The organism is Flavobacterium hydrophilum (genome assembly GCF_003202405.1).
GTDB classification, from domain to species: domain Bacteria; phylum Bacteroidota; class Bacteroidia; order Flavobacteriales; family Flavobacteriaceae; genus Flavobacterium; species Flavobacterium hydrophilum.
Genome location: NZ_QJHL01000006.1, coordinates 165,522 through 192,096 on the forward strand (window position 1 = coordinate 165,522; position 26,575 = coordinate 192,096).

Here is a 26,575-nt window from a genome sequence, read left to right on the forward strand (position 1 = left end):
AAGTCTATCTTCTTTCTTCTTTAATCTTTGTTCTCAAAAAAATAAAATATGAAAATTAATTTCAAGAATAAAGCCGTCATAATAATATTGTTGTTTGTTTTTCAGCTTTCATTTTCGCAAAAGAAAAATGAAAACATTGGAACAGAAACTGTAAACGTAGTAAAGCCATATTCGCCAACAATATCAGATGCAGATAAAGTAAAAGAAACTCCTTCGCTGGATGACAGTGGGAATCAGCCCAAAGAAACGATTAAATACAGTATTTTGTCTGTTCCCGTTGCTTCTACTTTTACGCCCTCAAAAGGAAATGCCCAGGGAGTCGAAAAATCAAAACAGGAGCGTTTGTTTAATAATTATGCGACTGTTGGAGTTGGAAATTATAGTACGCTGAACGCAGAATTGTTTGTGAATCAGGATTTAGGAAATAACGATTTTGTATCTGCAATGTTGCGTCACCATTCATCGCAAGGCGGAATTAAAGATGTTCTGTTGAATGATGAATTTTATGATACGGCATTAAATGTCGGTTATGGTCAAAATAATCGTGATATGAGATGGAATATTGAATTAGGATATCAGAATCAGATATACAATTGGTATGGTCTGCCTTCAGATTTTGGATCCAATTTGATTCCTCAGGATCGTATAGATTTAATAAACAAAATCAGTCCGGGACATACTTATAATACAATTTCTTTAGGAGGAAATCTTGAATTTAATGAAAGTATTTTTAGTAAAATAGCAACAAAATTTACGCACTTTTCGGATAGTTTTTCTTCATCAGAAAATCGTTTTTATTTGAAACCGACTTTTAAAGTAGATGTAATGGATCAGTCAATTAATACGAATGTGATTATTGACCATGTAAGCGGGAGTTTCGAAAATAATTATTTTAACACAAATACTGATCCTGTAAAATATAGTCTGACAAATTTTGGAATTGAACCAAGTTTTGTAGTGAATGAAAATGACTGGACTTTAGAGTTAGGGGCAGGATTATATTATGCTTTAGATTCTGAAAATAGTGGAAACAAGTTTTATGTCTATCCAAAAGTAAATGCTTCGTACAAATTAGTTGGAGATTTGATGATTTTCTACACGGGAGTAAATGGAACTTTAACCCAGAATTCATATGCCGATTTTGTAACCGAAAATCCGTTTTTATCGCCAATATTAAATATGACGCCATCAAGTACCCAATATAATGTTTTTGCAGGTTTGAAAGGGAAACTGGCTAATAATGTAAATTATAATGTAACGGGTTCTTACCTAAATGAAAAGAACAAAGCTTTGTTTAAAAGTAATGATTACACAGAGGGGGCTTCAAACGAAAATTATGCTTACGGAAATTCTTTTGGAGTGGTTTATGAAGACATCAGAACATTTCGTTTCTATGCAGAATTAAAAGCTGATTTTTCTGAAAATGTTACTTTTGGAATTAACGGAACATTCAATAGTTATAAAACTGATGAGCCTGTAGAAGCATGGAATTTACCAACTATCAAATTAAGTTCTAACCTTGATGTAAACATTACCAAAAAATGGTATGCTGGTTTAAATGTTTTTTATGTGGGAGAACGAAAGGATATGCAGAGAGATTTATTAAGTGCCACTGTCAATGGTCCCGTAACCCTAAAAAGCTATTTCGATGCCAATGCACATTTAGGTTATAAATTTAGTGAACGTTTAACTTTCTTCTTAAAATTAAACAATATAGGAAATCAGGCTTACGAAAAGTGGTTAAATTATCCTGTTCAGGGATTCCAGGTATTAGGCGGTGCGAATTACAAGTTTGATTTTTAAGAAAAACTAATTATAAAAAATAGCTTCCAATTTTGGAAGCTATTTTTTTGAACTCAAAAGCTTTTATTCCGTAAAAGGAACAGCAGCTCTTAGTTTATCCCAGCCTAAGTTTAAAATAACACCTTTATCGCCTTTTGTAAAAACAATTGAAAAAGCTTCAAGAGAATCTGTCGCTTCAGTTACAGGAACTTTTAATCTGGCAACATCATTTGCTTCTTTATACGAATAAGATCCCCATGCATTTAAATCTTTACTGATAATAATGGTGATACCGTCTTTTTCCGGAAGAGTAAATAAGGTATAAGTACCTGCTTTAATTTTCTTGTCACCTAATTTCACGTCTTTGTAGAAAGTGATTTCCGGAGCTTCGTTTGCACCTGTTCTCCATACTTTTCCTTCAGGAACAAGTTCGCTTAAAGCACGACCTTTTAATTGTGGTCTGCTGTAAGTGATTTTTACAATTTTAGCAGCATCTTTATAATCGTTTGGGTATGCTGCTGCATCCATTGGGCTTTTGTCTAAGTCAGGGAATTTTTGAGCATTGACATTTGATGATAAAAGCATTGTAACAGCGAATGCAACTGTGGTAATAATTGTAGATTTTTTCATAATGATAGTTAAAAATTAATGAGTGTTAAAATTATTGATTGTTTGCTGAAAAATCTAAAACATCTTGTTAATTTTTGTTAATGAATATAATATTAGAATTAAAATAAACTATAGGTTTATAAAGTTTTAGCTAAAAGCTTTGCATCTTTGTAACTTAGAACCTTAGTGCTTTATAACAATGACTTTCAAACAAAAAATACATTCCCATTATTTACAAATGGTTCAGGACCGAATTGATGTTTTTAAAGATATGATTTCGGCTTTGACCGAAGATTCTAAAAACGATGCCAAAGGTTCAGCAGGTGATAAACATGAAACAGCTTTGTCCATGATGCATATCGAACAGGAAAAACTAACCAATAAGTTAAAAGAGGCAATTACTCAAAAAGCAGTTTTAGATAAAATTGATTCCTTAAAAACAACTGAAAATATAATTTCTGGAAGTCTTGTTAAAGCAAATGGAATTTATTTGTATCTGAGTGTAGCGCTTCCTAAAATAGCTATTGAAGGAGTCAATGTTATTGCGCTTTCACCACAGTCACCTTTGGGATCTCATCTAATGGGAAATAAAGTTGGGTTTACTTTTGAGATTAACGGAACAAAGTATTTAATTCAAGAAATCAATTAAATGGACTATCTTTTTTTAATATGTAGTTTTTCTTTATTTGTAGCAGCTTTTGCTTTTTACAAAATTCATAAACTTTGGCACAAAGATGTTACTGAAAACAATAAGTTGTATAAATTTCAGATAAAAGCAGGGAATTTTAAAAATTGGATGACAATAATAATGTTAATAATCATTGGAATTGTTTACTTTTTTAAATCACTTCCATGAAATGATTCTAATTACTATAAATGTTATAAAAGCATTTTTTATGAAATTTTGATCGTTGTCTTTAGGAATATTTTAGTTGCTTAAGATATTCCTAAATTTAATTCAAGAATATTTCTTTAACCTTTATGTTTTAATCGTTATTTTGGTTTAAAATTAAAATTTTCAAGTTTAAAGCTATTTTTTATGTCAAAATTTTACATTTAGTATGTAAATTGATTTTTTTGATTGATATTTGTAACTGATATTGTTATTTATGTTTTTCAATTGTAACTAATATTTCATCTTTGCCTTATCAAAATAAAATTAAAAGAAAAAAAATATAAAATTATGTGTGGAATTGTATGTGCCTTTGACCTAAAACAAAAAGCCGAAACCTTAAGACCTCAGGTATTAGAAATGTCTAAAATCATTCGTCACCGCGGACCGGACTGGAGCGGAATTTACAGCAATGATAAAGCAATCCTTTCTCACGAGCGTCTGGCAATTGTTGATCCTGCTTCAGGAAAACAGCCTTTATTTACAGAAGATAAAAAATTGGTTTTAGCTGCAAATGGCGAAATCTACAACCACAGAGAATTGCGTAAACAATTTGAAGGAAAATATAACTTCCAAACAGAAAGTGACTGTGAAGTTATTCTGGCACTTTACAAAGAAAAAGGACCTCATTTTGTGGATGAAATGAACGGAATCTTCGGATTTGCAATTTATGATGTTGATAAAGATGAGTATTTTATCGCTCGTGACCACATGGGAATTATTCCATTGTACATTGGCTGGGATCAAAACGGAACTTTCTACGTTGCTTCAGAATTGAAAGCTTTAGAAGGATATTGTACAAAAATCGAATTATTTCCTCCAGGGCATTACATGACAAGTAAAGATGGTGAATTTGTACAATGGTACAAGAGAGACTGGACAGAATATGACGCAGTAAAAGATAACGAAACAAGTATTCCAGCTATTAAAGAAGCATTGGAAGCTGCGGTTCACAGACAATTGATGAGTGATGTTCCTTACGGAGTTTTACTTTCAGGAGGTTTAGATTCTTCTATTACTTCGGCTGTAGCCAAAAAATTTGCTCAAAAACGTATTGAGTCTGATGATACAACAGATGCGTGGTACCCACAATTACACTCTTTCTCAGTTGGTTTGGAAGGTTCACCTGATTTAGCGGCAGCGAGAAAAGTAGCAGATCATATCGGAACGATTCATCATGAAATTAAATTTACAATTCAGGAAGGTTTAGATGCAGTTCGTGATGTAATTTACAACCTTGAAACTTATGATGTAACAACAGTTAGGGCGTCGACTCCAATGTGGTTAATGGCTAGAGTTATCAAATCTATGGGTATCAAAATGGTACTTTCAGGAGAAGGAGCGGACGAGTTGTTTGGAGGTTATTTATATTTCCACAAAGCACCAAACGCAAGAGAGTTTCATGAAGAAAACGTTCGCAAATTAGGTAAACTTCATATGTACGACTGTTTGCGTGCGAACAAAAGTTTAGCTGCCTGGGGAATCGAAGGGCGTGTACCATTCTTAGATAAAGAATTTATGGATGTTGCCATGCGTATCAACCCACAAGATAAAATGATCAACAAAGAGCACCCGATGGAAAAATGGGTAGTTCGTAAAGCTTTTGAAGACATGCTTCCTGAAAGTGTTGCATGGAGACAAAAAGAGCAATTTTCTGACGGAGTAGGATATAGCTGGATCGATACTTTGAAAGAAGTGGTAGCGAGAGAAGTTTCGGATGAACAATTGGCAAATGCGAGATTCAAATTCCCATTACAGACTCCAACTTCAAAAGAAGAATACTACTATCGTTCAATATTCACTGAACATTTCCCAAGTGATGCAGCAGCATTATGTGTTCCTCAGGAGGCAAGTGTGGCTTGTAGTACAAAAATTGCTTTGGAATGGGATGAAGCTTTCAAAAACATGAACGATCCATCAGGAAGAGCGGTTGCGAGTGTGCATGATGATGCATATCAAAAATCATAATAAAGTTTTAGAACTTATATTTACAGAAAAACGTTCTCTTTGAGGACGTTTTTCTTGGTTTATAAAAGGGTTCAGATTATTTTTATTTTGTGAGTTTAATTGTTGCAAATTAAAAGTTTATTGAATTTTTTTATATTTGGCTTTCGCCGAATGAAAATAGATTTTAGAAAAACAAAGGAGATTAAAATATAATAAAATGTAGTATGGGTGGAATATTAGCTGTTATTGGTAAGGGAAAAGATCCGCAACTTGTAAAAGAACTTTCAGGAAGAGTTTCACATCGTGGTTCAGATGAAAGTGATTTGCATATTATGGAAAATGGGAGCGTTTTAGCCAATCAACGCTTGTGTATTATTGATTTAGATTCAGGTAAACAGCCAATTCAGGGTTCGAAAAACGCCTGGATGATTCACAATGGAGAAATTTATAACCATCAGGAATTAAGGGAAGGTGTTTTAAAACATCACATATTTAGAACAAAAACAGATTCGGAAGTAATAGTGCATCTGTACGAAGAATTTGGCTATGATTTTTGTAATTTACTCGATGGGGATTTTGCCTTTGTAGTTGTTAATGGCGATGATTACATAGCCGGAAGAGATCCGATTGGAGTTAAGCCCTTGTATTATGGTTTAGACGAAAGAGGAAGAATTTATTTCTCTTCTGAAATGAAATCAATTGCCGATCAGTGCAAGTCTTTTTCGACTTTTCCTCCGGGACATTATTATACCGCAAAAACAGGTTTTGTAAAATATTACGAACCTGAATATGAGGAGTACGAAAATGCAAATCAGCCACTTGATTTAGATCTGATCAGAGAGTCTTTGATAGAGGCAACCCGTAAACGTTTAATGAGCGATGTGCCCGTTGGGGTATTGCTTTCAGGAGGCCTGGATTCATCACTGACTTCGGCAATAGCCTCTCGATTATTAGCCGGAAGTGATCAGAAATTAAAATCGTTTTCTATTGGTTTGGATGCTAATTCTCCGGATAATGTTGCAGCTAGAAAAGCAGCGGAATTTTTGGGAACAGAGCATCATGAAATTTATTTTTCTGTTGAAGAAGGAGTTGAGATTTTAGAAAAATTAATTTATCACATTGAAACTTACGATATCATTTCAGTGCGTTCCGGTGTGCCAATGTATTTGCTGGCTAAAGCTGTAAAAGAAAAAGGTATAAAAGTAATTATTTCAGGTGAAGGAGCTGATGAGGTTTTTGGAGGTCATTTGTATTTTAGAAATGCGCCGTCTTCAGAGGAATTTCAGAAAGAAACTATTGAAAGGGTTCAGAAGTTATTTACAGCGGATATATTGCGTGCTGATAAATCGACAATGGCACATAGTTTAGAAGCCAGGGTGCCATTTTTGGATAAAGATTTTCTGGATGTTGCAATTCGAATAAAAACAGAAGAAAAACAGCCGAAAACATATGAGGCTGTTGAAAAGTATATTTTAAGAAAAGCATTTGATACTCCTGAGGATCCATATTTGCCATCAGAAATTTTATGGAGACAAAAAGAACAATTTTCAGACGGTGTAGGTTATAACTGGGTTAATCAATTAATCGAATATTGTACTTCTCAGGTTTCAGATGAGCAATTAGCGGGAGCTTCTGTAGAGTTTCCATACAATTCGCCAACTACCAAAGAAGCTTACTTATACAGGTCAATTTTTCATAAACATTATCCGCAAGTCAGTGCGGCACAAACAGTAAGAAAATGGATTCCAAAATGGCAGGATAATCTTGATCCAAGCGGAAGAGCAAATGCTGCGCACCTGCAGGCAGATACTGAAATTGCAAAACCCGGAGTAGCTGTTTAAATTTCAATTGAAGATTTTATAAATTGAAAAAGCTGAAATCATTTTCAAATTGATTTCAGCTTTTTTTATGCTATTCCTATTTTTGGAATTTGGAATTTAAGAAAATTGGAATTTAAAGCGGACTTTTGGAATAATCTTTTGATTTTTCAGACAATAGTGTTAATAACTTAGGTCTTTAAATAGTATTTTTAGGAGGTATATAAATTGCGTTTTTATATATTTGCGTGTTAGACAATTATTACATTTTTTTAGAATAAAATATATGAGCGAAGAAATCAAGAAGAACAATTATTCAGCAGATAGTATTCAGGCATTAGAAGGAATGGAGCACGTAAGAATGCGTCCGTCGATGTATATTGGAGATGTAGGGGTTCGAGGACTGCACCATTTGGTTTATGAAGTTGTTGATAACTCTATTGATGAGGCGATGGGAGGACATTGTGATACTATCGGTGTTGCAATTAATGAAGATGGTTCAGTAACAGTTGAAGACAATGGTCGTGGTATTCCGGTTGATTTACATAAAAAAGAAGGAGTTTCTGCACTTGAGGTTGTAATGACCAAAATTGGTGCCGGAGGTAAATTTGATAAAGATTCTTATAAAGTTTCGGGAGGTCTTCACGGTGTTGGAGTTTCAGTTGTAAATGCACTTTCTGTTCATATGAAATCTACTGTTTTTAGAGAAGGAAAAATCTACGAGCAGGAATACGAAAGAGGGAAATCATTATATCCGGTAAAACAAATCGGAGAAACAGATAAAAGAGGTACACGTCAGACTTTTTATCCAGACGATACTATCTTTACTCAGACTACAGAGTTTTCTTACGACACATTGTCAGCGCGTATGCGTGAGCTTTCTTTTCTGAATAAAGGAATTACAATCACTTTTACAGATAAAAGAGAAGTTGACGAAAAAGGAGAATTTAAAAGCGAAGTTTTTCATTCTACAGAAGGGCTTAAAGAGTATATTCGTTATTTAGACGGAAATCGTGAGCCAATTATTGCGCATGTAATCTCTATGGATCATGAAAAAGGCGAAATTCCGGTTGAAGTTGCCCTGATTTATAATACAAGTTATACAGAGAATATTTTCTCTTACGTAAATAATATCAATACGCACGAAGGAGGAACGCATTTACAAGGTTTTAGAAGTGGTTTAACAAGAACACTTAAAAAGTATGCGGATGCTTCCGGAATGCTGGATAAACTGAAATTCGAAATTGCAGGAGATGATTTCCGTGAAGGATTAACAGCAATTATTTCGGTAAAAGTAGCTGAACCACAATTCGAAGGACAAACAAAGACAAAATTAGGAAACAGAGAAGTAGTTTCTCCGGTTTCTCAGGCTGTTGGAGAGATGCTGGAGAATTATTTGGAAGAAAATCCAAATGATGCCCGACTCATTATCCAGAAAGTAATTTTGGCCGCCCAGGCCCGTCACGCTGCGAAAAAAGCACGTGAAATGGTACAGCGCAAAACTGTTATGGGTGGCGGTGGATTACCAGGAAAATTATCAGATTGTTCTGAACAGGATCCTGCAAGATGTGAGGTTTATCTTGTCGAGGGAGATTCGGCTGGTGGAACGGCAAAACAAGGTCGTGATCGTGCATTTCAGGCTATTTTGCCATTACGAGGTAAAATTTTGAATGTTGAAAAAGCTATGCACCACAAAGTGTTCGAAAACGAAGAGATTCGAAATATTTTTACGGCACTTGGTGTGACTGTGGGGACAGAAGAGGATAGTAAAGCATTGAATCTTTCGAAACTCCGTTATCATAAAGTAATTATTATGTGTGATGCGGATGTCGATGGTAGTCACATTTCTACCTTAATATTAACGTTCTTCTTCCGTTTTATGAAAGAATTGATTGAAGAAGGTCACGTTTACATCGCAGCTCCACCTTTATATTTAGTTAAAAAAGGAAATAAAAAAGAATATGCATGGAATGATGTACAGCGTGATCAGGCCAACGAAAGAATGGGAGGAAGTGCAGCTATTCAGCGTTACAAAGGTCTTGGGGAGATGAATGCGGAGCAATTATGGGAAACTACAATGGATCCAAATTTCAGAACTTTACGTCAGGTAAATATTGATAGTCTGGCAGAAGCTGATCAGGTTTTCTCCATGTTAATGGGAGATGAAGTTCCGCCTCGTAGAGAGTTTATCGAGAAAAATGCTGTTTACGCCAATATCGATGCCTAATAAAATTTAACCGTCAATTCGTTTAATTGTTTAAATTTACCTAAACGATTAAACGAATTGTTGATTTATCAAATAAGCAGATTAATAACCAATAAAGTATAAAATATGAAAGTTACCATTGTAGGAGCAGGAAATGTTGGAGCCACTTGTGCGGATGTTATTTCTTATAGAGGAATAGCCAGCGAAGTAGTATTGTTGGATATTAAAGAAGGTTTTGCCGAAGGTAAGGCGTTGGATATTATGCAATGTGCTACAAACACAGGTTTTAATACTCATGTGTCAGGTGTTACAAACGATTATTCTAAAACCGCAGGAAGTGATGTAGTGGTAATTACATCGGGAATTCCAAGAAAGCCGGGAATGACTCGTGAAGAATTAATTGGTATAAATGCAGGAATTGTAAAAACAGTTGCTGAAAATGTACTGAAATATTCGCCTGATACCATTATTGTTATGGTTTCTAATCCAATGGACACCATGACTTATCTGGCTTTAAAATCGACTGGATTACCTAAAAACCGAATAATAGGTATGGGTGGGGCATTAGACAGCTCCCGGTTCAGGACTTATCTTTCTTTAGCTTTGGATAAACCGGCAAATGATATTTCAGCAATGGTAATTGGCGGTCATGGTGACACAACTATGATTCCGTTAACCCGTCTGGTATCTTATAACGGAATACCGGTAACTGAATTTCTTTCAGAAGATGTGTTGCAAAAAGTAGCTGCTGATACAATGGTTGGAGGAGCGACTCTTACAGGTCTATTGGGAACATCAGCATGGTATGCACCGGGGGCTTCAGTTGCATTTTTGGTGGATAGTATTTTAAATGACCAGAAAAAAATGATAGCCTGTTCTGTTTATGTAGATGGAGAATACGGACAAAAGGATATATGTATTGGTGTTCCATGTATAATTGGTAAAAATGGAGTTGAACAAATTCTGGAAATTCATTTGAATGAAGCAGAAAAAACTCTGTTTTCAAAAAGTGCAGATGCAGTTAGAGGCATGAATGATGCCCTGAAATCGATTTTAGTATAAAAAATATCGAAAAAAAAGAAAAAGGCTGCACTTTTGCAGTCTTTTTTTTGAGATTAATTAATAAATAAATTGTTTAATCTTTTCGAGAATTATATATTTGCTCGGTTTAAAAAAAATGTTGTAATTCGTGATCGCGATTTTTTAGTTTTAAAAACTCATGTCAGGACTTATTTTATGGGAATTTAAAGCAAAAACAAACAATAAAACATAATTAATTTTTAGTAATAATGCAGAATAAAGGACTTATTAAATTTTTCGCAATTCTATTTGCATTGGTAAGTATTTACCAACTTTCGTTCACTTATGTGGCAAATAATGTCAAAAGTGAGGCTAAAGCTTTTGCAGGAGATAATCCTGATAAAGAATTAAAATATTTAGATTCTATTGGTAAAGTAAAGGTTTTTGATCTTGGTTTTACAGATTTTACTTATAACGAAGTAAAAAACAAGCAATTGAATAAAGGTCTGGACTTAGAAGGAGGAATCAATGTGATTCTTCAAATTTCTATTAAAGATGTTTTGAAAGGTTTGGCCAATAATTCTAAAAATCCGGTTTTTAATAAATCATTAGCCGATGCAAGTGCAAATTTAGAAGGAAATAAAACGTATTTAAATAAGTTTTTCGAAGCTTTTGATGCAAATTCAAAAGGAGCTGTAAAATTAGCTTCACCTGATATCTTCGCAAACAGAAGTTTACAAGGTGAAGGTGGTATCGATTTTCAAATGTCTGATGCACAAGCTCAAAAAGTAATTAAAAGAAAAGTTGATGAGTCTGTTGAAAGTGCTTTTAAAGTATTAAGAGAGCGTATTGATAAATTTGGTGTTACTCAGCCAAATGTTCAAAAATTAGGTGAAACAGGAAGAATCTTAGTAGAGCTTCCAGGTGCTAAAGATGTAGACAGAATCAAAAAATTATTAGGAGGTAAAGCTCAGTTAGAGTTTTGGGAAACTTTTAAAATTGAAGAAATTGGAAACTTTTTAGTAGCTACTAATGAAGCTTTAAAAAAGACTGAAATCAAAAAAACAGAAACTAAAGCTGTTGCTAAAGATTCATTAAATGCATTATTAACTGATGCTAAAGATTCAGTTGATACTAAAAAGGGAAACAATCCATTATTTGATAAAATGCTTGGTCAGGGCGGTGGACCTGTTTTAGGTTATTTTGCTCCAAAAGATACTGCTGTTGTTAACGAGTATTTCAAAAGACCTGAAATCAGAATTTTATTGGCTGCAGACCAGCACAATGCAAAATTTGTATGGAGCAAGCCAACGACTACAAAAGATGCTAAAGGAAAAGATATTGAAGCTGTAGAATTATACGCTTTAAAAGGAAACAGAGATAATGCTCCTGCAATGAGCGGTGGTGTTGTTACGGATGCAAAAGATACTTTTGATCAGTTAGGGAAACCAGCTGTATCTATGCAAATGAACAGTCAGGGTGCTAAAATTTGGGAAGAATTGACAGGAAGAGCTTTTTCTCAAAAAAGTTATATCGCTATTGTTTTGGATAATGTAGTCTATTCTGCACCAGGAGTTACAAGCGGACCAATTGCTGGAGGAAGATCTGAAATTACAGGATCTTTTGATGTGGCTGAAACTAAAGATTTAGCAAACGTATTGAATGCAGGTAAATTACCGGCTTCTGCAGATATTATTCAGTCTACTGTTGTAGGACCATCTTTAGGTCAGGCTGCAATTGACGCGGGGACAATTTCTTCTATATTAGGATTTTTATTAGTTTGCGGATGGATGGTATTCTATTATGGTAAAGCAGGCTGGTATGCTAACCTTGCTTTATTATTAAACTTACTTTTCCTATTCGGAATTATGGCTAGTTTTGGTTTTGTATTAACATTGCCGGGTATTGCGGGTATTGTACTTACGTTAGGTACTGCAGTAGATGCGAACATTATTATATTTGAAAGGGCAAAAGAAGAATTGCGTGAAGGTAAGTCTTTATCTGAAGCTGTTACAGCTTCTTACGGATGGCACGGTGCAATGCGTTCTATTATTGATGCAAACGTTACTCACGTATTAACCGGAGCGATCTTGTTTATCTTTGGTACTGGTCCAATTAAAGGTTTTGCTTTAACATTGCTTATTGGTATTGTGACTTCATTGTTTACTTCAATTTTTATTGCAAGAATTTTTATTGACAGAAACATTGCTGGAAAAGGTGATTTAACTTTCTCTACAAATATTACTAAAAATTGGTTTACTAATTTCCACTACGATTTTATTAAAGTGAAAAAATTCACTTATATTTTCTCTTCTATTGTAACAGTTGTGAGTTTAGTTTCTATATTCTTTGTTAACGGTTTAGATGAAGGTGTTGATTTTGTAGGAGGAAGAACTTTTCAGGTTAAATTTGAAAAACCTGTAGATGCTACAGTTATTTCGGATGAATTATCTGCTGCGTTTGCAACTCCGGTTGAGGCTAAGATTTTAGGAGATGATGATCAGTTGAAAATCACAACTAAATACAAAATCAAAGAAGATGGAGTAGCTGTTGATGAAGAAGTGAATCAAAAATTATATAAAGCATTAGAGAAATATTTCCCTAATGTTACTTATGAAAAATTCACAAATACTTATGATGGAAAAACGATTGGAGTTTTACAAGCTTCTAAAGTAGGAGCTTCAATCTCTGAAGATATCAAAACTAATTCATACTGGGCAGTTCTTGGAGCAATGGCAGTTATTTTCTTATACTTAATGGTTTCTTTCCGTAAATGGCAGTATTCATTGGGAGCGATTGCAGCTGTTGCGCATGACGTAATCTTTGTTTTAGGAATCTACTCTTTATGTTATAAATTCATGCCTTTCCACATGGAAATGGATCAGCATTTCATTGCGGCGATTCTTACTGTAATTGGTTATTCTATGAACGATACTGTAATTGTATTTGACAGGGTAAGAGAATTTATAATTGGAAACCGTAAGGGAAGTTTTGAAGATATTGTAAATGCTTCTATTAATACTACTTTATCCAGAACATTGAATACTTCATTAATGATGATTATCGTATTATTAACGATGTTTATTTTTGGTGGTGAGTCAATCAGAGGATTTATCTTTGCAATGTTAATTGGTATCGTGGTAGGTACTTATTCTTCATTATTTATTGCTACACCAGTATTGGTTGATACGATTTCTAAAGATGAGAAACATACAATCGAAGACAAACATAATAAGGTTTAATTAACCTTTGTTTTATATAGAGAAAAGATCCAGTAAAAGCTGGATCTTTTTTTGTTTATATTTGAATTGAAAGAAAGATTTCGTGAAGGGACTACTGGTTAGGAAGAAATTAGTAAAATTATGAAGTTTAGCATTGGATCACAGTTTTCAAGAGAATTTACTTTTGAGGATAGTTTAATAGTTAATGATTTAGAAGATACTTTAAATAAATGTTTGCATGGAAAAAAGTATAATTCTGTAATAGAGAAAATATACATTGGTATAATTTGTGTCTCGAAAGATTTTGAACCTTTTTTTATGAGCAGACCTTTAAAAATATTAAGAAAAGAACCCGCTGTTGAATATGAATTAAAACTTCAATTTGATCTTTTTTTTAAGCAAACACTGAAGAAAGGATAAAGATTTTGCGGCAAGAATTTTTAATACATACATACGAGATTTTGAGCAGCAAAAAGACGAGAAAATTTGCGTTGGAGTTTTTGAAAGATGTTGGGGGATGTTTTGCTTAAATGTTTTAATAGAAATAAATTCTTTGTATGCGTCTATAGATCTGAAATCAGGATTAAATAGTTTTTTGAAAGATAAAATTTCTAATCCCAGCCGCGATGAAAGCGGCATCCTTTTCCTGCTTCTTTAGCAGGGAAAAGATATAGTGGATAGCGGGGACGAAAGGTGTTTTGGAACAATTAATTTCTGCTCCTTAAATTAGATTGTTATTATTTTTAAATAAAAAAAGCGCCCAATTCAATAAAGAACAGGGCGCTTTGTATTCTAATAGTATCTTTTAAGATTCAGCTAAAGGATTTCTTTGCGCTCTAATAATAAAGAAAAGCCCAATGATAATAAACGGTATGCTTAACCATTGTCCAGTAGAGAAATAGCCTAACGCGTTTTCAAAACCACCCTGACTTTCTTTTACAAATTCTACAATGAAACGTACAACAAATAAAAGAACTAAAAACAAGCCAAATAAATAACCGGATTTAAGCCTTGCATTTGTTTTCCAATACAAAAAGAATAAAATAGCAAATACAAAAATGTAACAGAATGCTTCATACAGTTGTGTTGGATGTTTTGCAGGAACTTGTGCTAATAAATCAGCAAATTTTGGATCTGTTGCAATTGCAGTATAGGCATCTGCCGGGTTTGCTATTTGGGTAGCATTTACAGCTTCATTTTTGCTAAACTGGTCATGCAAAAAACGAATGCCAAATGCAGAGGTAGTTTCGTTTCCGATGATTTCTGAGTTCATAAAATTTCCTATACGTACAAAGATTGCACCACTGGCTACCGGAATAACTACGCGGTCTAAAATCCATAATAATGGACGTTTTAAAATCATTTTACTATAATAATACATTGCAACGATGATTGCAATGGCAGCACCATGACTTGCTAATCCCTGAAATCCTGTGAATTCGAATTTTGGTTCGAATCTAAATGGAAGGAAGATTTCAAGTAAATGATTTCTAAAATATTCCCAGTCGTAAAATAAAACATGACCTAAACGTGCACCAATTAAAGTTGCTAAAACAGTCCATACAAATAGAGAATCTAATTTGTCGATAGATTCATTTTCGCGCTCGAAAATCTTTTTCATTAGAAACCATCCTAAACCAAAGGCAATTACGAACATTAAGCTGTAGTAGCGAATCATAAAAAATCCTAAATCGATCCCTTCTGAAGGATTCCAAACGATGTTTAAAGCGTGTGTCATGTAGTATTATGTTTTTTTAGATATGATTGTAAAAATAAATATTTATAACAGAGTAAGTCTTTATGAAAAGTTAATGTTTGTGCGAACATTTCTTTTCCGGTACAGGATCATAACCCGTTCTTCCCCATGGGTGACAGCTCAAAATACGTTTTATTCCCAGATATCCTCCATAAAATAATCCATGTTTTTGCAAAGCTTCAATCATATAGCTTGAACATGTTGGTTCGAATCGGCATGACGCTGGTGTAAATGGCGAAATAGCGTTTTGATAAAAGCGTACTAATAAAACAAATGGAGTGATGACTTTCATGATTTATTAGAAATGAATTGGATTATATCGAAAAACTGGTACCTTCTTTTCCATCTTTCAACTGAATGCCTAAAGCAATCAGCTGATCCCGAATTTGATCAGAAAGTGCAAAATTTTTATCAGCTCTGGCCTGATTTCTCATTCCGATAAGCATGTTTACAACGCCTTCCAGTTTGTCGTTATTGCTATCGGCCGCCTTCTCGTCACTTAAACCTAAAACATCAAAAACGAAAGCATTAATTGCAGTTGAAAATGATTTTAAATCTTCGGCAGAAATGGTTTCTTTACCTTCTTTTAGTAAATTAATATAACGAACTCCTTCAAATAATTGGGCAATTAAAATAGGAGTGTTGAAATCATCATTCATGGCGTCGTAGCACAATTGTTTCCATTTATTAAAATCAATAGAACTTAAATTGCCTGCTGAAATTGCTGGCAAAGTATCAAGTGCTTCCATTAATCTTTTATATCCTTTTTCGGCAGCTGTTATCGCGTCATCAGAAAAATCTAGGATACTTCTGTAATGCGCCTGTAACATAAAAAATCTAGTTACCGAAGCAGAAAAGGCTTTGCTTAAAACGGTATTGTCTCCGCTTAAAATTTCTCCCGGCAAAATATTATTTCCGGTTGATTTTGCCATTTTTTTTCCGTTAAGGGTAAGCATATTGGCATGCATCCAGTAATTTACCGGAGATTGACCCGTACAAGCCTCGTTTTGGGCGATTTCACATTCGTGGTGTGGAAATTTTAAATCCATTCCGCCACCATGAATATCAAAGTGATTTCCAAGATATTTGGTGCTCATGGCAGTACATTCCAGATGCCAGCCAGGAAAACCATCGCTCCATGGAGAAGGCCATCTCATGATATGTTCAGGCTCTGCTTTTTTCCAAAGTGCAAAATCCTGCGGATTTCTTTTATCTGATTGTCCATCCAGATCACGCGTATTGGCCAGCATATCTTCGATATTTCGGCCGCTTAAAACACCGTAATGGTTGGTTTTATTATATTTAACAACATCAAAATAAACAGAACCGTTGGCAACATAACCAATTCCGGTATCAATAATTTTTTTGATGATTTCGATTTGTTCAATAATGTGGCCGGTCGCAGTTGGTTCAATACTTGGCGGTAAAAAGTTGAAAGCTTTTAGGATATCGTGAAAATCAACGGTATAACGCTGAACAACCTCCATTGGTTCTAATTGTTCTAAACGTGCTTTTTTTGCAATTTTATCTTCACCTTCGTCAACATCATCGACAATATGTCCAACATCGGTAATATTTCGGACATAACGTACTTTATAATCCAGATGTAAAAAATACCTGAAAATTATGTCAAACGACATAAAAGTCCTCACATTTCCTAAGTGTACATTGCTGTAAACAGTAGGTCCGCAAACATACATTCCAACATTTCCTTCATGGATTGGTTTGAAATTTTCTTTTTCACCCGAAAGTGAGTTGTATATTTTTAGGGACTGCGTTGTATATAAAGGCATATTAGTTTATTGATGTTTTTTTAGGCGCTAATCCTGCTATTCGCTATATCTTTTATGGTGAACCCCACCATAAAAGAATGCCGCTACTATCAGGGCTAGACCATAAATATAATAGAAATATCGTAAAAAAAATTAGAACTGAGTGTCTAATTTAATATAATCTAAAAATTCTCTTTTAGTCTGAGGATCTTTAAATTTTCCACCAAATTCAGACGTTACAGTACTGCTTTCGATATCTTTAATTCCTCTTGAATTCACGCAAAGGTGTTTGGCATCTATAACGCAGGCAACATCTTCTGTACCTAAAGCTTTTTGAAGTTCTTGTACAATCTGCATAGTTAAACGCTCCTGAACCTGAGGTCTTTTTGCGTAATATTCAACAATACGGTTCATTTTTGATAAACCAATAACCCTTCCGCTGGAAATGTAAGCTACATGAGCGCGTCCGATGATTGGTAATAAGTGATGTTCACAAGTAGAATAAACTGTAATGTTTTTTTCTACTAACATTTCGCCATATTTATAATTATTGTCGAAAGTAGATGCTTTTGGTTGTTTTGCAGGGTTAAGTCCGCCAAAAATCTCTTTTACAAACATTTTTGCTACTCGATTTGGAGTACCTTTAATGCTGTCATCTGTTAAATCCATTCCTAAAGTCTGGAGAATGTTTTCAACATCTTTTTTTATTTTTTCTATTTTTTCATCATCACTTAAGGCAAATGCATCTTCTCTTAAAGGGTTTTTGGCATTGCTGCTAAAATGATTGTCACCTATTTCGTCTAAAAAATCTTCGTTATTTATCATTAAAAAATACTATTATAATGTGGTATATCTTTTTAAGGCGGTAAAGATAATTAATAAAAAGGAAACCTTTTCTATCGTTTTTACTATTTAATTGCTCCTTTTTGGATATAGTTTAAATAAAAATCAAATGTATGTTTGTTAAAAAGACAAAAGACAATAACTTAGGCAGTTATTGTCTTTTGATAATTATATTTTGTACTTGGTTATTTTTTATTGTAAACCAAAAGAGCTTCTTTTAATATGTTTACTGCTGTAATTAAATCCTGTTTGTTTAAGACATAAGCAATTCGAACCTGATTCAATCCCATTCCTGGCGTCGAATAAAAGCCGGCAGCAGGTGCGACCATAACGGTTTGTCCGTTCAGATCGTAACTTTCCAAAAGCCATTGGGCGAAATCTTCAGAATTTTCTATAGGCAATTGTGCAATGCAGTAAAAAGCACCTTTAGGTTTGGTTACGATAACACCGTCAATTTTATTTAATTCAGTTATCAAAGTATCGCGACGACTTTTATATTCTGAAATTACTTCGTCAAAATAACTTTGAGGTGTATCTATAGCTGCTTCACAAGCAATTTGTTCAATTGTTGGCGGACTTAAACGTGCCTGGGCAAATTTCATTACAGTTGCCAAAACCTGTTTATTTTTAGTTACCAGACAGCCGATTCTGGCACCACACATACTATAACGCTTTGAAACTGAATCGACCATGATTACATTTTGCTGTACATCATCTAAATTCATTACAGAAAAATGTTCATCATCACCATCGTATAAAAACTCACGATATACTTCATCAGCAATTAAATACAAATCATGCTTTTTTATTAAGCCTGCCAGTTGTTTAATTTCTGTTTCAGAATATAAATAGCCAGTTGGATTTCCGGGATTGCAAATCAGAATGGCTTTTGTTTTAGGTGTAATTAATTTTTCAACTTCGTCAATATTAGGTAAAGCAAATGCAGTTTCAATTGTAGAAACAAGAGGCACTACAGTTGCACTTGTTGATGATGCAAATGCATGGTAATTAGCATAAAAAGGTTCCGGTATAATGATTTCATCTCCGGGATCTGTAATTGTGGCCAGTGCAAAAAGTAAGGCTTCAGAGCCACCAGTGGTTACAATGATGTCTTCTGAGTTAACGTTTACATTTTGGCGCTGGTAAAAATGAGCTAATTTTTTTCTATAGCTTTCATATCCGGCAGACGGACTGTATTCTATAATACTCAAATCAATATTTTTTACCGCCTCGATGGCCACTTCCGGTGTCTTGATATCCGGTTGACCAATGTTTAAGTGATACACCTTGTGTCCTTTTTTCTTTGCTAAATCTGCAAAAGGAGCCAGCTTGCGTATCGGAGATTCGGGCATGTTTCTTCCCTTGTGTGAAATTGTTGGCATGAGTATAAATTATTGAAGTGCAAATTTGCATTTTTTTTTCCAATTTAACGGCAACAATACAGGTAGTTATAAAAATGTAACAATAATCAATATTTTTAGTAATTTTATAATAAAAAATTGTCAATGAGAAAATATATGCTATTGTTTTTTGGGCTTTTGGCATCATTTGCTGTAAATGCTCAGGATGATTTTTTAATTGAAAAGAATAAAACTAAAGTTGTAATACCTTTTAAGCTAATCAATAACTTAGTTTTTATTCCAATAAAAGTGAACGGTATTGAGCTGAATTTCTTATTAGATTCTGGTGTTGATGAAACAATTTTATTCAGCATGGAGGACAAGAAAGAGGTGAGTTTTAAAAACGTTCAAAAAATTAAACTTAGGGGGCTAGGAAGTGAAGAGGAAATAGAAGGTTTAAAATCAACTAATAATATTCTGGAAACGCATGGCTTAAAATCTACAAATCACTTGGTTTATATCATTTTGGACCAGGGATTCAATTTGTCTTCACATATTGGAATTCCGGTTAACGGAATAATTGGGTACAAATTTTTTAAAAACAATATTGTAGAAATTAATTATCAAAAGAAAAGAATTTTTGTATACCAGAATAATGAGCTGGTTAGGAGTAATTTAGATAAAAAATTTAAAACGATACCTATTACCATTGAAAGATCAAAACCTTATTTAATAGCAACAGCAAATGTTGATGAAGAAAATATTCCGGCCAAACTACTTGTCGATATTGGTAACAGTGATTCATTTTGGGTTTTTGAAAACAATAACATAAAATTGCCGAAAAAGAATTTTCCTGATTTTTTAGGAAAAGGATTTAGCGGGGATATTGAAGGGCACAGAGCTAAAATTTCCAATTTTTCAATTGCTGATTTTAAATTTAAAAACCCAATCGTTTCCTTTCCTGATTCAAGCTCCATAAAAAATGTAAAAATGGTTGCCAACAGAATTGGATCTGTTGGAGGCGAAGTTTTAAAAAGATTTACAATTGTAATGGATTATGCTGATAAAAAAATGTATTTGAAAAAAAATAATAAATTCAATGAGCCTTTCAGTTATAATAAAAGCGGAATTACAGTTCAGCATAATGGTTTGCAGTGGGTACAGGAAACCGTACATTTAGAGACAGTTCGTGTAAGTAACGCAACTGATGAAAATTTTAATGGTAAAAACAACAACGATTTTAGATATAAATTCCAATTAAAACCCATTTATGAAATCGTAAATGTCCGTAAAAAATCAGCAGCAGAAAAAAGTGGTCTGCAAAAAGGAGATGTGATTATTAGTATTAATAATACTAAGCCTTATAAATATACTTTACAACAAATTAATAATCTTTTAAAATCGGAAGAAGATATCTGGATTAATTTGGAAGTTGAACGTAACAGTATATTGTTGAAATTTCGTTTTCAGCTAGAAGATGAATTGTAATTGATTTTTTATTTCCATTTGATAATTAAGTAGTTATGTTGTTGTTTTTTAGGCTGAAAAAGCTAAATAAGGATAGTTCTAATAGTTTTATTGAATAAATTAAGTATTTTTAACACAAATTTAATTAGTATATGATTAAAAAATACTTTTCTCTAATTGCTTTTAGCTCTTATCTTCTTATTTTTCTTTTACTTCCTACTAAAAGTTTTGCACAATGTGCGGGTTTGGACTCATTGACTCCTTTTGAAGTTTGTGACATACCCAATGTTAGTAGTCAGGCAATAGATTTGTTTCCTTTATTAGGGGTTACTGCAGTTCCCGGCGGTACATGGTCAGATGATGATAATTCAGGAGGTTTAAATGAAATTACGGGCATTTTAAATGCTCAGATAATTCCTTTCAGGGGAATATATCACTATACTTATACGGTCGCAGGCACGAATGGCTGTGCAGATAATTCTGCAACTATCGAAGTTATTATTGGTGGATATGCAGGTTTCGCAGAAAAAGCTTCAGCGTGTAGTGATGATACTGCATTTAATCTTTTTCAAATATTCAATGCGAATAGTTATTTAAGCCCTCAATCTGGAGGAAGCTGGTACAATGATACAAACCATAGTGCTTCCCCAAGTGTTATTAATGCAACAACCTTCGAGCCTGGAACTTATAAATTTACATATTCTATTGCTGCTATTGGAAGCTGTCCGGCTGTTTCTTCAACAGGGTTTGTAACTGTTTTCAGATCTCCGGAACCAGGAACCGCTACGCCATTAATATTATGTGAAGACAGTGATTTTTCAATATATTCTAATCTTGATCTCAATGATCGAATTGCTGGAGAAGATCCAGGAGGAACATGGACCGATAATAACGGTACAGGGCAGATCACTTTTATAAAAGATCATAATATAAATGTTCAGCAAATATTTAATAATTATGGTATAGGGGAATATAACTTTACTTATACAGTTTTACCAACAAGTCCGGTGTGTAAAATAGAAACTGCTGTTGTAAGGATTAAAATTGAAAAGAAATACGATTTTACCGGAGCAAAATTAGAAGTGAGAAAAGATATTTGCGAGTCTGACATTCAAACTGCAACTTATTCGGTCATATTAAACCAGGGAATTCAGAAGATTCCAAATGGTCAATATTATATAGATTATACAGTTTCAGGGCCAAATGGAGGTTCAAATACAGTATTGGCAACATTTAATAATGGAGCTTTAACTTTTCCATTAAGCAGAAATTATTTTCGACAACCGGGCAATTTTACCGTAGCCATTACAAAAATAAATGAATTTGGCAGTGAAGGCGGCTGTGTAAACATTATAAATGATATATCTGATGTTTTGCATGTTTACAAAACGCCAGTTTTAACCGGGGCTTTTTTAACACCGGCAGTAACTTGCCAGAATAAAAGTACTCAGGCAGTAATTTCAAATGCTTCCGGATTAGAAGATGGAGCGTATACTATTTTGTATAATGTTGCCGGATCAAACACAGCAACAGCACAAGTCGCTGCCATTAATGTAATAGGGGGAAATTCAAGTTTTACGATTCCTTCCAACTTAAATTCCAATAGTGGCAATTCAGTTATTACGATTACTAATATTACCAATGCAGCAACTCCTTATTGTACAAATACGGCTAATTTGACTGGAAATTTAATCATAAATAAACTTCCGGAAGTACCGAATCTAAAAGTTGAAGTTTTGGATAATTGTTTTAATAAACCTTTTACAGCTTCAGTAACGGGTTTAGGGTTACTTACGAATGTTACAGTTTCATATGTATTATCTGGCAGTAATATTGCCACCTCACAAACGGTTACTTTAGTGGTGACTAATGGAAAAGCAGATTTTGTAATTCCGGCTATTTTATTACCAAATACAGGCTCAACCGCGATTTCGATAATAAATCTGGTGAATAATGATACAACTTGTGATGTGAATTTAACAACAGTTTCAGACGCTTTTGCAATAAATCCTATTCCGATAGCACCTGCTTCTGTTGATCAGCCTTTTTGTAAAGCCGATGGAGCAACTATTGCAAGTTTGGTTCCTAATGGATCTCGGTATAAATGGTATAATTCGGTAACACTTACTACGCCTTTGGCTTCTAATTATGTTTTAAAATCAGAGGATTATTGGGTAACCGAAACTTCTGCAGCCGGATGTACTTCACCAGCTACGATGATTACGGTAACAGTAAGCAATTTGCCTGCGCCGGTTTTAGATACAGACGGTCAAAATTTTTGTGGTTTACAAAATCCTACGATTTCAGATTTGTCTAATAATACAAATGCTTCGTCTACGATAGTCTGGTATGATGCCATAAATAATGGTAATCTGCTGTCTTCTACAACACCTCTGACAGATAATACAATTTATTATGGCTTCGATTTTTCGTCAGTAACAGATTGTCATTCTGAAGATCATTTAGAAGTGAAAGTTTCTCTGAGTCATTGTGGTGATACTGAATATGAAACATTTTTTATTCCGGATGGTTTTTCGCCAAACGGTGATAATGTAAATGATACTTTTAAAATTCTTAAAATTGATTTTTTATATCCGGATTACAAAATTGAAATTTATAACCGATACGGAAATGTCTTATTCAAAGGAAATAAAAATAAGCCGGATTGGGATGGAAGAAATTCTGAAGGTGGAGGTATGGGTGATGGAATAGCACCAAACGGAGTCTATTTTTATGTTATCCATTTTAATAAAGAGAATAAACCGCCTCAACAGGGCCGTCTTTATTTAAATAGATAATCTTCATTTACATTTAATATATTTCAAATGAAAAAAATAATACTTCTTATAAGTTTCCTTTTTTATATCACATCAGCATCAGCTCAGCAAGATCCTGAGTACACCCATTATATGTACAATATGAGTGTAGTAAATCCAGCTTACGCTAGCGGTACAGCAGCAATGCTGAATTTAGGAGGTTTATACAGAACACAATGGGTAGGAGCGGTTGGAGCACCAAAAACATTTACTTTTTTTGGACATACTGCTTTAAGCGAAAAGATCGAAGTTGGTGCTTCATTAATTTCGGATGATATTGGTGAAGGTGCTAAAAAAGAAAACAATTTCTATGCAGATTTTGCCTATGTGCTGCAATTAGAAGGCAAAAACAAACTTTCTTTAGGACTAAAAGCAGGATTTACTTCTTTACAGACTAATTTTAACGGATTTCGTTTTACGGATCCGGCAACAGATTTGGCTTTCGCCGAAAATATCAATGTGACTAAGCCAAATATTGGAGCAGGAGCTTATTACTTTACCGACAAGTATTATATCGGATTATCTGTCCCAAATTTATTGAGTTCAAAACACATCGAAGAAAAATCAGGAATAAACGCTTTCGGATCCGAACAAATACACACTTTTTTAACCGCCGGATATGTTTTTCAGATTAATGATGCATTTAAATTAAAACCGGCATTTATGTCCCGATTTGTTTCCGGAGCACCGGTGTCAGTTGATATCACAGCCAATATTTTGTATAATGACAAGTTTGAACTCGGGGCTGCGTACAGGGTAAATGACGCCGTAAGTGCTTTAATGAATATCAATGTTACACCTTCACTTAGAATAGGGTACGCTTATGATTATACGACATCAAATTTAGGACAGTTCAATTCAGGAACTCACGAAATTATGCTGCTTTTTGATTTAGATTTATTAGGAAAAGGATACGATAAATCACCAAGATTCTTTTAAAATGAAAAATATGAAAAGATTATTTGTTATTATATTCGTATTTTCTATACAGTTTATAAACGCTCAGGATCAGGATTTGGTAAGAGCCAAACGTTTTTTTGACAGAACATATTACGCCGAAGCCATTACTTTATATGAAAAATTAGCTGAAGAAAAACCTTCGCAGGAAGTAATTAAAAATCTTGCAGATTCGTATTATTACACGAATGATTTGATAAAAGCGCAGCGTTATTACAGACTTTTAATTAAAAACTACGATAAGGATTTAGATAGAAATTATTATTTCAGATACGCACAAACCCTGAAAGCTACAGAAAATAAAGAAGAAGCAACCGAAGCTTTAAAAACATATTTCTCAAAATCTGAAAATAGTGAAAATTTGGCCAATTTTGAAAAGGAAGCTAAAATTTTAGAAAATGTTTCAGCAATTGGAAATCGTTTCGAAATTAAAAACTTAGCCATAAATACACCAAATTCAGAGTTTGGAGCAGTAAAATACAATGACAGTCTGGTTTTCGCAGGTGTAAAACTGAAGCCGGGATTATTTGATAAAAAATACAAATGGGATAATGCGACCTATTTGAATCTTGTAGCTGTACCAATCAAAAATATCAATTCACCAGATCAGATTACGCGTTATTTTTCGAATGAATTAAAAACCGGAATGCATGAGTCGAACGCTGTTTTTACAAAAGACGGCAAAACAATTTATTTTACGCGTAACAATTCTAAAAACGGCAGCAAAAGAAAAAATGAAGAAAAAATCTCAAACCTTCAGATTTTTAAAGCCGAATTGGTTAACGGAAAATGGACCAATATAGTTTCGCTTCCTTTTAATAGTGAAAATTATTCGGTAGAGCATCCTGCATTAAGTGCTGATGAAAAAGTATTGTATTTTGCTTCTGATATGCCGGGAACATTAGGTTCTTTTGATATTTTTTCAGTAAATATAAATCAGGGTGCTTTTGATACCCCAAAAAACTTAGGCCCTATGATAAATACAGATAAAAGAGAGCAATTCCCTTTTGTTTCAAAAGACAATAAACTTTATTTTTCATCAGATGGGCATTTAGGATATGGATCTCTTGATATTTTTGTTTCTGTAATTAAAGGAAAAGAATATGACAAGTCTGTCAACGTTGGTATGCCGGTTAATTCTAATTTAGATGATTTTTCATTCTATTTTGATTCAGATACAAAGGAAGGTTATTTTGCATCCAATAGAAAAGGAGGAAAAGGCAGTGATGATATTTATGAGTTAAAAGAAATTAAGGAGTTAATTGTTGAAGATTGCAAACAGTTTATTACAGGAGTAATAACAGATGCTGATACTAAATTAGCCTTAGAAAATGCCACCGTAGAACTTCAGGATTCAAATAAAAAACAGCTCAATTTAGTTAAAACAACTGTAGACGGAAAATTTAGTTTTACTGTGCCTTGTGAAACTTTCTATACTGTTTTGGCTTCTAAGGAAAATTATGCGAGCAACTCAAAATCATTGACTTCGGGTAAAATCAGAAATGCAAATAACGATGCGTCAATGACTTTAAAATCACTAGAAATCATTAAGAATGAAGAGAAACTGATTGCTGAAAATAAAAGAAAACAGGAACTTATTATAGAAGAAGAAAATAAGAAAAAAGAAGCTTTAGCAGTAATAGCTTTAAAGGAAGCAGACAAAAAAGCTAAAGAGGATAAAATTGCTGCTGCAGAAGTTAAGAAAAAAGAGAAAGTTGATCAGATTCTGGCTCAGGAAAAAGATGTCGTAAAAGACAAAGACAGGCTGATTATAAAAACGGATCCTATCTATTTTGATTACAATATGTGGTATATTCGAAAAGAATCAAAAGTGGTTTTGGGAAGGGTAGTAGAATTAATGAAGAAATATCCAGGAATGGTAATCGAAATTGGATCACACACCGATTCGAGAGGAAATGCTAAATTCAATGAAGATTTATCTCAAAAAAGAGCCAGTTCAACCAGGGAATTTATAATACAATCTGGTATTGAGGCTAAAAGAGTAACAGCTAAAGGTTACGGGGAATCTGTGCCCATTATAAAGTGTAAAACCGATGATGCCTGTTCAGAAGAAGAACACGAATTGAACCGAAGATCTGAATTTGTAATTAAAAATTTATAGATTTTGAA

The 26,575-nt window shown here is 33.8% G+C and carries 18 protein-coding genes; 12 read left to right on the forward strand and 6 right to left on the reverse strand.

Translation table 11 applies throughout. The features are described 5' to 3' along the window. The first annotated feature begins 48 nt into the window (after positions 1-48). A complete protein-coding gene (locus DMB68_RS20695; RefSeq protein WP_110348540.1) occupies positions 49-1,803 on the forward strand; it encodes a TonB-dependent receptor in 1,755 nt (584 codons plus the stop codon). A 63-nt stretch (positions 1,804-1,866) separates the two neighbouring features. Here DMB68_RS20695 and DMB68_RS20700 read toward each other — a convergent pair whose 3' ends face one another. Next, positions 1,867-2,412, reverse strand: coding sequence for a DUF2911 domain-containing protein (locus tag DMB68_RS20700; RefSeq protein ID WP_110348541.1), 546 nt, complete (start codon positions 2,410-2,412; stop codon positions 1,867-1,869). A 178-nt stretch (positions 2,413-2,590) separates the two neighbouring features. On the opposite strand from DMB68_RS20700, the gene DMB68_RS20705 reads away from it, so the two are divergent. From DMB68_RS20705 to DMB68_RS23430, 7 genes are all read left to right on the forward strand, one after another. After that, positions 2,591-3,040 (forward strand): hypothetical protein, encoded by a 450-nt coding sequence (locus tag DMB68_RS20705; RefSeq protein ID WP_110348542.1) that lies wholly within the window; start codon positions 2,591-2,593, stop codon positions 3,038-3,040. 534 nt (positions 3,041-3,574) lie between these two features. Continuing rightward, positions 3,575-5,251: an asparagine synthase B gene (asnB, locus tag DMB68_RS20715; protein WP_110348544.1), complete on the forward strand. Its 1,677-nt coding sequence runs from the start codon at positions 3,575-3,577 to the stop codon at positions 5,249-5,251. Positions 5,252-5,454: 203 nt separating this feature from the next. After that, positions 5,455-7,071, forward strand: coding sequence for an asparagine synthase B (asnB, locus tag DMB68_RS20720; protein WP_110348545.1), 1,617 nt, complete (start codon positions 5,455-5,457; stop codon positions 7,069-7,071). Positions 7,072-7,333: 262 nt separating this feature from the next. Beyond that, positions 7,334-9,274, forward strand: a complete 1,941-nt coding sequence (gene gyrB, locus DMB68_RS20725) for a DNA topoisomerase (ATP-hydrolyzing) subunit B (RefSeq protein ID WP_110348546.1) — start codon at positions 7,334-7,336, stop codon at positions 9,272-9,274. 105 nt (positions 9,275-9,379) lie between these two features. Beyond that, the gene (mdh, locus tag DMB68_RS20730) at positions 9,380-10,315 is read left to right on the forward strand and encodes a malate dehydrogenase (protein ID WP_110348547.1); all 936 of its coding nucleotides are present in this window, start codon (positions 9,380-9,382) and stop codon (positions 10,313-10,315) included. A gap of 227 nt (positions 10,316-10,542) precedes the next feature. After that, positions 10,543-13,515 carry a protein translocase subunit SecDF gene (gene secDF, locus DMB68_RS20735; protein WP_110348548.1) on the forward strand — a complete coding sequence of 991 codons (2,973 nt, stop codon included), beginning with the start codon at positions 10,543-10,545 and terminating at the stop codon, positions 13,513-13,515. Between the two features lie 120 nt (positions 13,516-13,635). Beyond that, positions 13,636-13,914, forward strand: coding sequence for a hypothetical protein (locus tag DMB68_RS23430; protein WP_110348549.1), 279 nt, complete (start codon positions 13,636-13,638; stop codon positions 13,912-13,914). Positions 13,915-14,299: 385 nt separating this feature from the next. Here DMB68_RS23430 and lgt read toward each other — a convergent pair whose 3' ends face one another. The 5 genes from lgt to DMB68_RS20765 form a co-directional block, all read right to left on the reverse strand. Then, on the reverse strand, positions 14,300-15,232 hold the full coding sequence (gene lgt / locus DMB68_RS20745; RefSeq protein WP_110348550.1) for a prolipoprotein diacylglyceryl transferase: 933 nt from the start codon (positions 15,230-15,232) through the stop codon (positions 14,300-14,302). A gap of 70 nt (positions 15,233-15,302) precedes the next feature. After that, the gene (gene yidD / locus DMB68_RS20750) at positions 15,303-15,542 is read right to left on the reverse strand and encodes a membrane protein insertion efficiency factor YidD (RefSeq protein WP_035136655.1); all 240 of its coding nucleotides are present in this window, start codon (positions 15,540-15,542) and stop codon (positions 15,303-15,305) included. A gap of 22 nt (positions 15,543-15,564) precedes the next feature. Beyond that, positions 15,565-17,043 (reverse strand): cysteine--tRNA ligase, encoded by a 1,479-nt coding sequence (gene cysS / locus DMB68_RS20755; RefSeq protein WP_110348551.1) that lies wholly within the window; start codon positions 17,041-17,043, stop codon positions 15,565-15,567. Between the two features lie 132 nt (positions 17,044-17,175). Beyond that, a complete protein-coding gene (gene folE / locus DMB68_RS20760) occupies positions 17,176-17,847 on the reverse strand; it encodes a GTP cyclohydrolase I FolE (RefSeq protein ID WP_110348552.1) in 672 nt (223 codons plus the stop codon). A gap of 203 nt (positions 17,848-18,050) precedes the next feature. After that, positions 18,051-19,247: a pyridoxal phosphate-dependent aminotransferase gene (locus DMB68_RS20765; RefSeq protein ID WP_110348553.1), complete on the reverse strand. Its 1,197-nt coding sequence runs from the start codon at positions 19,245-19,247 to the stop codon at positions 18,051-18,053. 123 nt (positions 19,248-19,370) lie between these two features. Between DMB68_RS20765 and DMB68_RS20770 the strand changes: the two genes are divergently transcribed. From DMB68_RS20770 to DMB68_RS20785, 4 genes are all read left to right on the forward strand, one after another. Then, positions 19,371-20,693, forward strand: coding sequence for a PDZ domain-containing protein (locus DMB68_RS20770; RefSeq protein ID WP_110348554.1), 1,323 nt, complete (start codon positions 19,371-19,373; stop codon positions 20,691-20,693). Between the two features lie 131 nt (positions 20,694-20,824). Further along, the gene (locus DMB68_RS20775) at positions 20,825-23,470 is read left to right on the forward strand and encodes a gliding motility-associated C-terminal domain-containing protein (RefSeq protein ID WP_110348555.1); all 2,646 of its coding nucleotides are present in this window, start codon (positions 20,825-20,827) and stop codon (positions 23,468-23,470) included. Positions 23,471-23,497: 27 nt separating this feature from the next. Further along, positions 23,498-24,427: a PorP/SprF family type IX secretion system membrane protein gene (locus tag DMB68_RS20780; RefSeq protein WP_110348556.1), complete on the forward strand. Its 930-nt coding sequence runs from the start codon at positions 23,498-23,500 to the stop codon at positions 24,425-24,427. A 10-nt stretch (positions 24,428-24,437) separates the two neighbouring features. After that, positions 24,438-26,567 (forward strand): OmpA family protein, encoded by a 2,130-nt coding sequence (locus tag DMB68_RS20785; protein WP_110348590.1) that lies wholly within the window; start codon positions 24,438-24,440, stop codon positions 26,565-26,567. The last annotated feature ends 8 nt before the right edge of the window (positions 26,568-26,575 follow it).